Annotated in this window: 11 protein-coding genes; 5 read left to right on the top strand and 6 right to left on the bottom strand. The window is 59.7% G+C overall.

Annotated elements, in window-relative coordinates:
• The first annotated feature begins 147 nt into the window (after window positions 1-147).
• Window positions 148-1,035 carry a protease HtpX gene (gene htpX / locus BW43_RS08345; RefSeq protein ID WP_032889053.1) on the top strand — a complete coding sequence of 296 codons (888 nt, stop codon included), beginning with the start codon at window positions 148-150 and terminating at the stop codon, window positions 1,033-1,035.
• Window positions 1,036-1,092: 57 nt separating this feature from the next.
• Here htpX and BW43_RS08350 read toward each other — a convergent pair whose 3' ends face one another.
• Window positions 1,093-1,749, bottom strand: a complete 657-nt coding sequence (locus BW43_RS08350; protein WP_032889050.1) for a thiopurine S-methyltransferase — start codon at window positions 1,747-1,749, stop codon at window positions 1,093-1,095.
• A 105-nt stretch (window positions 1,750-1,854) separates the two neighbouring features.
• Between BW43_RS08350 and BW43_RS08355 the strand changes: the two genes are divergently transcribed.
• Window positions 1,855-2,622, top strand: a complete 768-nt coding sequence (locus tag BW43_RS08355) for a class III extradiol ring-cleavage dioxygenase (RefSeq protein ID WP_032889047.1) — start codon at window positions 1,855-1,857, stop codon at window positions 2,620-2,622.
• An 86-nt stretch (window positions 2,623-2,708) separates the two neighbouring features.
• On the opposite strand, the gene BW43_RS08360 is transcribed toward BW43_RS08355, so the two are convergent.
• The gene (locus tag BW43_RS08360) at window positions 2,709-4,382 is read right to left on the bottom strand and encodes a DEAD/DEAH box helicase (RefSeq protein WP_027606997.1); all 1,674 of its coding nucleotides are present in this window, start codon (window positions 4,380-4,382) and stop codon (window positions 2,709-2,711) included.
• Window positions 4,383-4,804: 422 nt separating this feature from the next.
• Between BW43_RS08360 and BW43_RS08365 the strand changes: the two genes are divergently transcribed.
• Window positions 4,805-5,596, top strand: coding sequence for a crotonase/enoyl-CoA hydratase family protein (locus BW43_RS08365; RefSeq protein ID WP_032889043.1), 792 nt, complete (start codon window positions 4,805-4,807; stop codon window positions 5,594-5,596).
• Window positions 5,597-5,711: 115 nt separating this feature from the next.
• On the opposite strand, the gene BW43_RS08370 is transcribed toward BW43_RS08365, so the two are convergent.
• On the bottom strand, window positions 5,712-6,467 hold the full coding sequence (locus BW43_RS08370) for a spermidine synthase (RefSeq protein ID WP_032889040.1): 756 nt from the start codon (window positions 6,465-6,467) through the stop codon (window positions 5,712-5,714).
• Window positions 6,468-6,591: 124 nt separating this feature from the next.
• Here BW43_RS08370 and BW43_RS08375 point away from each other — a divergent pair, with 124 nt between their 5' ends.
• On the top strand, window positions 6,592-7,938 hold the full coding sequence (locus BW43_RS08375; RefSeq protein WP_032889037.1) for a class II 3-deoxy-7-phosphoheptulonate synthase: 1,347 nt from the start codon (window positions 6,592-6,594) through the stop codon (window positions 7,936-7,938).
• Window positions 7,939-8,034: 96 nt separating this feature from the next.
• Here BW43_RS08375 and BW43_RS08380 read toward each other — a convergent pair whose 3' ends face one another.
• Window positions 8,035-9,267 carry a winged helix-turn-helix domain-containing protein gene (locus BW43_RS08380; protein ID WP_032889034.1) on the bottom strand — a complete coding sequence of 411 codons (1,233 nt, stop codon included), beginning with the start codon at window positions 9,265-9,267 and terminating at the stop codon, window positions 8,035-8,037.
• Window positions 9,268-9,312: 45 nt separating this feature from the next.
• A complete protein-coding gene (locus BW43_RS08385; RefSeq protein ID WP_032889032.1) occupies window positions 9,313-9,519 on the bottom strand; it encodes a DUF1127 domain-containing protein in 207 nt (68 codons plus the stop codon).
• 96 nt (window positions 9,520-9,615) lie between these two features.
• Between BW43_RS08385 and BW43_RS08390 the strand changes: the two genes are divergently transcribed.
• A complete protein-coding gene (locus BW43_RS08390) occupies window positions 9,616-10,470 on the top strand; it encodes a LysR family transcriptional regulator (protein ID WP_032889029.1) in 855 nt (284 codons plus the stop codon).
• On the opposite strand, the gene BW43_RS08395 is transcribed toward BW43_RS08390, so the two are convergent.
• Window positions 10,460-11,209, bottom strand: a complete 750-nt coding sequence (locus BW43_RS08395) for a sulfite exporter TauE/SafE family protein (protein WP_032889026.1) — start codon at window positions 11,207-11,209, stop codon at window positions 10,460-10,462. The genes BW43_RS08390 and BW43_RS08395 overlap by 11 nt on opposite strands.
• Between the last annotated feature and the right edge of the window lie 101 nt (window positions 11,210-11,310).

The raw sequence follows: 11,310 nt of genomic DNA, 5'->3' as shown, positions 1-11,310 counted from the left end.
ACATTCCTAGTCGGAAAATCCCTTCAAAGCTCTACATTCAGGCTGTAGGACACAGTTTGAAATAGTCGCTCGGTTGAATCACCCCATGCCGCACCTTATATACCCCGCAGTACGCGACATATTAAGCATGAGGAGAACTCTACAACCATGATGCGCATCCTGCTGTTCTTGGCCACTAACCTGGCGGTCGTGCTGATTGCCAGCATCACCCTGAGCCTTTTCGGCTTCAACGGGTTCATGGCGGCCAACGGGGTTGATCTGAACCTCAATCAGCTGCTGATTTTCTGTGCGGTCTTTGGTTTTGCAGGCTCGCTGTTCTCGCTGTTCATCTCCAAGTGGATGGCGAAGATGAGCACCAGCACCCAAGTCATCACCCAACCACGCACTCGCCATGAACAATGGCTGATGCAAACCGTGGAGCAGTTGTCTCAAGAAGCAGGTATCAAAATGCCCGAAGTCGGGATTTTCCCTGCTTATGAGGCCAATGCCTTTGCGACGGGCTGGAACAAGAACGACGCGCTCGTGGCCGTCAGTCAGGGCTTGCTCGAACGCTTCTCACCCGATGAAGTAAAGGCAGTACTCGCGCACGAAATTGGTCACGTAGCCAACGGCGACATGATTACCCTTGCGCTGGTACAGGGTGTGGTCAACACCTTCGTGATGTTCTTTGCGCGGATTATCGGTAACTTTGTGGACAAAGTAATCTTCAAGAACGAAGGCGGTCGCGGTATCGCCTACTTCGTGGCGACCATCTTTGCCGAAGTGGTGCTGGGCTTCCTGGCCAGTGCGATCGTGATGTGGTTCTCGCGCAAACGAGAGTTCCGCGCAGACGAAGCCGGCGCGCGCCTTGCAGGCACCAATGCAATGATCAGCGCGCTGCAACGCTTGCGTTCCGAACAGGGCCTGCCAGTGCACATGCCTGACAGCCTGACCGCCTTTGGCATCAACGGCGGCATCAAACAGGGTTTGGCTCGTATGTTCATGAGCCACCCACCACTGGAAGAGCGTATTGACGCGCTTCGTCGTCGGGGCTGATACCTGGTAATGCAAAAAAGGGGCGATCTGATCGCCCCTTTTTTTGTGGGCACAGTTTTATGCCCGCGCGACTCTGTAGACCCGCTCGTCCAAGCCCGTGACGCCGTCCTGCACGAACTTCCAGCTCTCACCCAGAATGTCTTGCTTCTCGATCACCTGCAGGCTCCAGTGTGCTCCCAACAGCACCTTTACCTCTTCATCCGTCACCGCAAACGGTGGGCCTGCCTTTTGCGTCTGGTCGTAGTCGAGGGTGATCAGCAAACCCTGGCAGCCTGGACGTACCATGTTGTTCAACTGCTCGGTGTATTGCGAACGCATCAACGGCGGCAAGGCGATCAGAGCGGCACGGTCATAGACCGCAGTGCAATCAGCCAGAACCTCAGCGTCGAGAGCGAAGAAATCGCCGCACCACACTTCGATCAAATCAGCCTGATACACCGTGAACACACCGCGCTGAGTGATTCGCGGCGTCAGGCTCTGCTCGCTGAAGAAGGCTTCAACCGCCTGTTCTGATAGCTCAACGCCGAGTACCCGATGACCCTGGGTGGCCAGCCACATCAGGTCCAGGCTTTTGCCACACAGCGGCACCAGTACCTTGGCGCCCTCCGCGAGCGCCAACGAAGGCCAATGCCGTTGCAAATAAGGATTAACCTCAGGCAAATGAAAGCCGAGCTGGTTTCTCGCCCAGCGCTCCTGCCAAAACTTGGGCTCCATGGAATCACCTCCGATAATTCGATCAAAACGCGCTAAAACTTATATTAGATTTAGATCAATGATCTGATTGAAGATGGCTACATGTTAACGCTCAGGACTCTTCTTATGTTCCCCAGCCTGTTTATCTCCCACGGTTCGCCCATGCTTGCCCTTCAACCCGGCGCCAGCGGACCGGCTTTGCAACGCCTGGCTGCCGAAATGCCGCGCCCTAAGGCGATAGTGGTGGTATCGGCACATTGGGAAAGCCACGATTTACTGGTCAGCGGCAGCGCCGCACCCGAAACCTGGCACGACTTCGGCGGCTTCCCCCGCGAGCTGTTTGCCGTGCAATACCCCGCACCGGGCAACCCACAGTTGGCGGGAGAGATTGTCGGGCTGCTGCGCGCCGACGGACTGAATGCACGCATCGACGACCAGCGCCCCTTCGACCATGGCACCTGGGTGCCTCTGTCGCTGATGTACCCCGCGGCGGATATCCCAGTCGTGCAGGTATCCTTGCCCAGCCGCATGGGCCCTGCCCTGCAGACGCGAGTCGGGCATGCATTGACCAGTTTGCGCGAGGAAGGCGTACTGCTGATCGGTTCCGGCAGCATCACGCATAATCTGGGCGAACTGGACTGGCACGCAGGGCCTGAAAGCATCGAACCTTGGGCGCGGGGCTTCCGGGATTGGGTGGTGGATAAGCTCGCTGCCAACGATGAAGCCGCGTTGCACGACTATCGGCGCCAAGCGCCCCACGCCGTGCGCAGCCACCCAAGCGATGAACATCTGTTACCGCTGTACTTTGCGCGTGGGGCTGGGGGGGACTTCAGCATCGCGCACCAAGGCTTCACCATGGGCGCCTTGGGCATGGACATTTACCGCTTCGGCTAACTCTTTATTGTTAAAACGGCGAGGCAAAAAAAATCCCCGAACCAGTCGGGGATTTTTTATGTGTGATCAATCAGCCCAAGGGCGGATCAATCTTCGCGGTAGCGACGCAGCTTCAACTGCTTACCGGCAACGCGAGTGTCTTTCAGCTTGGTCAGCAGCTTCTCCAGACCGTCTTCCGGCAGCTCCACCAGGGAGAAACTGTCACGGACCTGGATACGGCCGATTGCTTCACGTGCCAGGCCACCCTCATTCAGGATAGCGCCCAGCAGGTTCTTGGCAGCGATACCATCACGCGCGCCCAGCGCGGTACGGCAACGAGCACGACCTTCAGCCAATGGAACCGGAGCACGACGCTCACGATCACCACGGTCTGGACGGTCGCCGGTACGCTCTGGACGATCACCGCGTGGCGCGTTGTTCGGTACCAGTGGGCGCTCTTTCTCGATAGCTGCCAGGGTCAGGGCCTGACCGTTTGTAGCCTTGCGCAGCAGGGCAGCAGCCAGGGCACGTGGAGTGCAACCGATATCGGCGGTCAGGCGGTCCAGCAGGTCGCCGTGAGTCGATTCAGCGTCAGCCACCAGAGGCGACAGGCTGTTGGTCAGTTTCTTGATGCGGGCATCGAGAACGGCCTGGGCATCCGGCAGGCGGACTTCGGCAACTTTCTGACCGGTTACGCGCTCGATCACTTGCAGCATGCGGCGCTCACGTGGAGTCACCAGCAGCAGTGCACGACCTTCGCGACCGGCACGGCCTGTACGGCCGATACGGTGAACGTAGGATTCTGGATCGTAAGGCATGTCAACGTTGAACACGTGGGTGATACGCGGAACGTCGAGACCACGAGCCGCTACGTCGGTCGCAACAACGATGTCCAGACGGCCATCCTTGAGGGAGTCGATCACGCGCTCACGTTGGTTCTGGGCAATGTCACCGTTCAGCGCAGCGGCTTTATAGCCTTTGGCTTCCAGGGCACTGGCCAAGTCCAGGGTCGCTTGCTTGGTGCGCACGAACATGATCAAGGCGTCGAAGTCTTCGACTTCCAGCAGGCTCAATACAGCCGAGGTCTTCTGGTCAGCGTGAACCAACAGGTGAGCCTGTTCGATCGCGGTAACGGTCTGAGTCTTGGTCTGGATCTTCACGTGTTGCGGATCGCGCAGATGGCGCTCGGCAATGGCACGGATCGACTGTGGCAGGGTGGCCGAGAACAGTACGGTCTGACGGGTCGGTGGCAGTGCCTTGAAGATGACTTCCAGGTCATCCATGAAGCCCAGCTTCAACATTTCGTCAGCTTCGTCGAGAACCAGGTGGTTCACGGTCGACAGTACTTTTTCGTCGCGACGCAGGTGGTCGCACAGACGGCCTGGGGTAGCCACGACGATCTGAGCGCCATTACGGATGGCTTTCAGTTGCGGGCCCATCGGCGCGCCGCCGTAAACGGCAACAACGGTAACGCCCGGCATTTGCTTGGCGTAGGTTTCAAAAGCGGTTGCTACTTGCAGCGCCAACTCACGGGTTGGCGCCAGGATCAGGGCTTGCGGCTCGCGCTTGGCAGGATCGATGCAGTGCAGGATAGGCAGGGCGAACGCGGCGGTTTTACCGGTACCGGTTTGCGCCTGGCCAATCATGTCTTGGCCGGCCATGATGATCGGGATCGATTGCTGCTGAATCGCCGAAGGTTCTTCGTAGCCGGTCGCAATGACGGCAGCAAGAATGTTCGGGTTAAGATTAAAAGCGGCGAAGCCGCCGGTTTCCTGGGTCATGGGTCTGCCTCTAAGTGCATCCGCAAAGACCCATGCTCCAAAGCTGCGCATGCCGTGTTGAGACTCAAGAGTCGCCCTGGCTGCTTTGTCGGCGGGGATTTGCGAAAACGAATGAATGAAAAAGATTCGTTAAGGAAGAGTCCGCTGTGCGGACATGCAGCCGAAGCTGACTTCGGGGAATTGCGCTACCTAAACGCGGCCCGGTTAAAGGCCGGCGCGCACTATACCGGAAATACTTGAAAAAGGGAGCTTTTTTTATCGCAAAGCACCGATAAACCGTGGTGCGTCACAGTCTTTGCAGATAACCCTGCCAGGGTCTATTTTTCAAAGGCCCGGCCCTGTTGGTCATAAGGCTTAAACGATTCACCCTTAGACCAAGACCTTTGGTCTGAAACCCTTCTCTCCACCCGAGGGCACACCCAATGAATCACGCCAGCAGCAGCCGCGTCAGCCGTGAACTCCAGAGCCATGTCCTGCTGTTGGGCCTGAACCGGGTGGCCAAGCGCAACGCCTTCGACCTGGATTTGCTCAATGAGCTGAGCTTGGCTTATGGCGAATTTGATCGAAACGATGACGCACGAGTGGCCGTAGTATTTGCCCATGGCGACCACTTCACCGCCGGCCTGGACCTGGCCAATGTCAGCGGGGTAATGGCGGGCGGCTGGCAACCGCCGCTGGGAGGCTGTGATCCCTGGGGCGTTTTCGCAGGCCCCAGGGTCAGTAAACCGGTGATCGTCGCCGCCCAGGGCTACTGCCTCACCATTGGTATCGAGTTGATGCTCGCGGCGGATATCAACCTGTGTGCGAGCAATACCCGCTTTGCGCAGATGGAAGTACAGCGTGGGATCTTTCCGTTTGGCGGTGCGACATTGCGCTTTCATCAGATCGCAGGCTGGGGCAACGCCATGCGCTGGCTGCTGACCGGCGACGAGTTCGACGCCCATGAAGCCCTGCGCCTGGGTTTGGTGCAGGAAGTCATGGCCAGTGAAGACCTGCTGCCCCGCGCCATCGAACTGGCCAGTCGCATCGCGCGCCAGGCGCCGCTTGGCGTCCAGGCCACCTTGATGTCGGCCCGCCTGGCACGTGTGGAAGGCGAAACCGTTGCGGCCGCCGCGCTGCCGCCGATGGTGGATAAATTGCTGAACAGCGAGGATGCCAAGGAAGGCCTGCGCGCGATGGTCGAGAAGCGGCCGGGGGTATTCAAGGGCATTTGAGTCGCCTATACCGACGCCATCGGGGCAAGCTCCCTCCCACATTTGAAATGAGTTCCAAGTGTGGGACGTGCGGTGCGACGATTCGACTCGCCCCCGATGGCGTCGGTACAGGCGACTACGTAGCCGGCCGAATCGCCTTGATCAAGGGCTGCAACGAATACCCCAGACGCGGCGCCAACAACTCAGCCCGAGTAGAAAGGGCGTCAAGATCCAGCTCCTGATCCAGCTCCGAAGGTACCAGCAAAATCACATTGCCCTCCTTCACCGGCAGTTCCCAGTAGTGCCGGTGATACAACCCACGCAACAACGCCGCGCCCAGCGGTTTGCCGTCGTCAGTCGCCCACTGATTGATCACCAGCCAGCCGCCGGGGTTGAGTTTCTTCTGGCAGTTTTCCAGGAAGGTCCACGCCAGGTGCCCAACGCCGGGGCCGACATCGGTATAGAGGTCGACGAAAATCAAGTCCGCCGATTCAGCGGTCTCCAGCAACTCCAGGGCGTCGCCGATGCGGATGTACAGGCGCGGATCATCGTCCAGCCCCAGGTACTCAATGGCCAGGCGCGGCACATCGGGGCGCAGCTCGATGGCTTCGACGTCTTCCAGCGGGAGGAACTTGAGGCACGCCTGGGTCAACGTACCGGCGCCCAGACCGAGGAACAAGGCGCTCTCCGGCTGTTCATGGCACAACGCGCCGATCAGCATCGCGCGGGTGTAGTCGTACTCCAGCCAGCTCGGATCTGCAGTGAACACGCAGCTTTGCTCAATGGCGTCGCCGAATTCGAGAAACCGGTAATCGGCCACTTCGAGCACACGGATCATGCCGAAGTCATCATGAACTTCGGCGAGCAGGCGCTCGACACGCTCCTCTGTCATCACTACTCCTAACGGGTTTGCTGTACGGCAAAGGCGCGATTGTCGGCCAACCGGCAGCAGCAGGTCACGCACTAATTGCTGATAACATTGGCGCCCGACCGTCAATCAGCCAATCGAGTTCATGATGAGCCAACCCTGGAGCCCCGACAGCTGGCGCGCCCTGCCGATCCAGCAACAACCCCAGTACCCGGACGCTGCACACCTGTTGCGGGTGGAGCAGAGTCTGGCCAGCTACCCGCCGCTGGTGTTTGCCGGGGAAGCCCGCGAGTTGCGCCGCCAGTTTGCCGAAGTGACCCAGGGTCGCGCCTTCCTGTTACAAGGCGGCGACTGCGCCGAGAGTTTCGTCGAGTTTTCCGCCGCGAAAATCCGCGACACCTTCAAGGTGTTGTTGCAGATGGCGATTGTGATGACCTTCGCCGCCGGCTGCCCAGTGGTGAAAGTCGGGCGCATGGCCGGCCAGTTCGCCAAGCCGCGTTCGGCCAACGATGAGACCATCGACGGCATCACCCTGCCCGCCTACCGTGGCGATATCGTCAACGGCATCGGCTTCGACGAAAAAAGCCGTGTACCCGATCCGGACCGCCTGCTGCAGTCGTATCACCAATCCACCGCTACCCTCAACCTGCTGCGCGCCTTCGCCCAGGGCGGTTTCGCCGACCTGCATCAGGTGCACCAGTGGAACCTGGACTTTATCGCCAACTCCGCCCTGGCAGAGAAGTACAGCCAACTGGCAAACCGCATCGACGAGACCCTGGCCTTTATGCGCGCCTGCGGCATGGACAGCTCGCCGCAGTTGCGCGAAACGAGTTTTTTCACCGCCCATGAAGCGCTGCTGCTCAACTACGAACAAGCCTTCGTGCGTCGCGACAGTCTGACCAATGACTATTACGACTGCTCGGCCCACATGCTGTGGATCGGCGACCGCACACGTCAGTTGGATGGCGCTCACGTCGAATTCCTGCGCGGGGTGAACAACCCGATCGGCGTCAAGGTCGGCCCGAGCATGAACCCGGAGGATCTTATCCGCCTGATCGACATCCTCAATCCGAACAACGATCCGGGCCGCCTGAACCTGATCGCGCGCATGGGCGCAGGCAAGGTCGGCGACCATCTACCCAACCTGATCCGCGCCGTGCAGCGCGAGGGCAAGCAGGTACTGTGGAGCTCGGACCCGATGCACGGGAACACCATCAAGGCCAGCAGCGGCTACAAGACCCGCGACTTTGCGCAGATCCTCGGCGAAGTGAAGGAGTTCTTCCAGGTGCACCAGGCCGAGGGCAGCTATGCCGGCGGGATTCATATCGAGATGACCGGGCAGAACGTCACAGAGTGCATCGGCGGCGCGCGCCCGATCACCGAAGATGGCTTGTCGGACCGCTACCACACCCATTGCGACCCTAGGATGAATGCCGATCAGTCGCTGGAGTTGGCGTTCCTGATTGCCGAAACGCTGAAGCAAGTCAAACGCTGAAATTTTAGTTGGCAGAATTGAGGCCATCGGGAGCAAGCCCCCTCCCACAGGGAAACGTATTCCAAGTGTGGGAGGGCGCTTGCTCCCGATGGCGCCCTAGAAACCAGCGCCGCCATTGAGCATCGCAAGCCGCAACCGAGCGGCGCTCGGGCGCTGGCAATTGAGCTGTACCTGTTCCAGCCCCAACCAATCGGCCATCTGCCGCAGGTTCAGCGCAAGCGCAAGCATCCCTTCATCATCCAACCCCAGCTCTTCCTCGTGCACCGCATGCACCGCCAAACGCCCGTTGGCGCGCTCCGCTCGCAGGTCCACCCGCGCGGCAATACGTTCGTTGTGCATAAACGGCAGCACGTAATAGCCATACACCCGTTTGTCTTGCGGGGTGTAGATCTCAAGCCGGTAACGGAAATCGAACAGGCGCTCTGTGCGGCTGCGCTCCCAAATCAGTGAATCGAACGGCGACAGCAGCGCACTCACCGATACTTTGCGCGGCACTTTCGGTTCTGGCAGGCAGTAAGCCGGTTGCTTCCAGCCTTGCACCTGGCACACCAGCAATAGCCCCTCTTCGACCAATTCGGCCAGACGCTTGCGACTGTCGGCGGGATCGAGGCGGAAGTAATCACGCAGGTCTTTTTCGGTGCCCACCCCCAAGGCGGTGGCGCTGTGCAATAACAAGCCGCGCTGGGCCTCGGCTTCAGTCAACGGGGCTTGCTTAAGGATATCGCCAGGGATAACGCGCTCGGGCAAGTCGTAAAGGCGCTCGAAACCACGACGACCGGCAACGGTCACCAGGCCGGCGGCGAACAACCATTCAAGCGCGTGCTTTTCATTACTCCAGTCCCACCAGGGACCTGCGCGCTCTTCGCGGGTGGACAGGCTACCGGCACCGAGGGCGCCTTGCTGTTCGACGGTCTTCAGCACACGCTGAATGATGGACTGCTGCTCCCTTCCGAAACGCGCCATCTGCGAATAAATGCCTTGCCCCTGCTGCGCCCGCGCCATGCGCCAACCCATCAAGGGGTACATCGCCATGGGCAACAGCGAGGCTTCATGCCCCCAATATTCGAAGAGCGAACGCCGCCGGCCCTGGCTCCAAGCGGCCTGCTCAAGCAGTAAAGGAGAATAGCGACCCAGACGGGAAAACAGCGGAAGGTAATGGGAACGCACCACAGCGTTGACCGAATCAATCTGCAATACACCGAGGCGTTCGATCAGTCGATTGAGGTGCGCGGACTTGATCTCTGCAGGCGGCTGGCGCCCGGAAAAACCTTGGGCCGCCAGCGCCATGCGTCTAGCTTGCTTGAGGGAAAAAGACTGGTCGGCGGGCATGGGAATCTCCTTGAAGGCGCGCGACCTACCCTACTGCATCCGGAGTCATTTTCGCAGCGGGTCTTCCCAGAAGTGCAGATGGCTCTCCTGCTCCACATCAGCGCGGCTAAGGCCGATGTCCTTGAGCGCTTCATCGCTCATGCTCGCCAGCATTCGGCGCTCTTCGTGCAATGCTTGCCAACGGGCTACGGTTTGAAACAACCCGGCAAACGGCCACTTCGCCATCAACGCAAAACCACTCTGACCTTTCATCTTCTCGCCCTCCCTTGGGGATGACGTCAGTGTGTGCGTGGCACTATGATCAATCCAACGAATGTTTCTTATGCAATACATCTCTGGGATTGATCAATGTCCAGCTACCCAAGCATCGACACTGAAGTGCTGCGCACCTTCGTCGCCATCGCCGACCAAGGCGGTTTTACCCGCGCTGGCGAACTGGTCAACCGCACTCAATCGGCGGTGAGCATGCAGATGAAGCGCCTCGAAGAAGACGTGTTGCAGCGCAAACTGTTCGAGCGCGACGGCAGGCAGGTGCGCCTGACGCCCGAAGGCCAAGTACTGTTGGGTTATGCGCGGCGAATCCTGAAACTGCATAGCGAGGTGTTCAACACCCTGCGCGAGCCGCATATGGTGGGGCTGGTGCGGATCGGCACGCCGGATGACTACGTAATGCGCTTCCTTCCAGGAATCCTCAAGCAATTTTCCAAAGCGTACCCGCTGATCCAAATCGAACTGCATTGCGAGTCGTCAACGGTGCTGATGCAGCGACGCGACCTGGCACTGACGGTAATCAGCCGCGAACCTGGCAAAGAAATCGGCGAACTGTTACGCACTGAACGGATGGTCTGGGCAGCAGCGCCCTGCTTTTGCGTGGAAGACCACGATGCCGTGCCCCTGGCAGTCTCCGGCGCCGACTGCTTGTATACACAGTGGACCCGCGCCGCTCTGGATGCTTCCGGCCGAGACTATCGCCTGGCGTACCACAGCACCAACGTGGCGGCGATCCAGGCGGTGGTGAGTGCTGGCCTGGCCGCGATGATCTGCATGGAAAGCCTGGTGACTGAAGACTTGCGCGTACTCGGCAGCGACGAGGGTTTCCCACCGCTGCCCTCGATGAATCTGCACTTGCTGCGCAATCCGCAAATCACCTCGCCAATCACCGAGTGCCTGGCCGAGTACATCCTGGAAGGCTTCAGACTTTAAAGGTCAGCATCACGGCACACACCACCAGGAAACCGCAGAACAGGCCACGCAACAGGCGCTCGGGTAATGCGTGGGCAACTTTCACGCCCCAACTGATACTCAGCAGGCCACCGACCGCCAGGGGTATGCCGATCATCCAGTCCACTTCGTGGTGCCAGGCGTAGGTGACGAGGGTCACGCCCGTGCTGGGCAAGGCCAAGGCCAGGGACAAGCCTTGAGCGACGACTTGGGTGGTGCCGAACACACTGGTCAGCACCGGAGTGGCGACCACCGCGCCGCCGACACCAAACAGGCCGCCCATGGAGCCGGATACGGCGCCCAGCACCCCGAGCCAGGGCCAGGAATAACGCATTTGCGCGGTCGGCGGCGCGTTGCGGGTGAACATGCGCAGCAGGTTGTAGCCCGACAACGCCACCAGAAAGGCAATAAAGCCAATCCGCATCGCGCCGGCATCAAGGCCTACCGCCCAGATCGAGCCCAGCCAGGCAAAGCTGAAACCCATAATCCCAAGCGGCAGCGCGTGACGCAGTTCAATTCGGTTGCGCTGGTGGTAACGCCACAGGGCGAGCATCACATTTGGCACGACCATCACCAGCGCGGTGCCCTGAGCAATTTGTTGATCCAGGCCAAACAATACGCCGAGCACCGGGATCGCAATCAGCCCACCGCCAATGCCAAACAACCCGCCCACCGTGCCCAAGGCAGCGCCCAGCACCAGGTACATCGCTAAATCCCACACCGCTCATTACTCCACAATCCCAGGCTCTGCATGCTACGCAGTCGGCCCTGGCGCGGAAACGCACAGCAACGCACAATGGCTGTGCCAATTTTGCACAAGCA

The organism is Pseudomonas sp. RIT357, assembly GCF_000632245.1.
Lineage (GTDB): Bacteria > Pseudomonadota > Gammaproteobacteria > Pseudomonadales > Pseudomonadaceae > Aquipseudomonas > Aquipseudomonas sivasensis.
The sequence above is the reverse complement of the archived record's forward strand: the minus strand, read 5'-3'. Positions and strand labels throughout refer to the sequence as shown.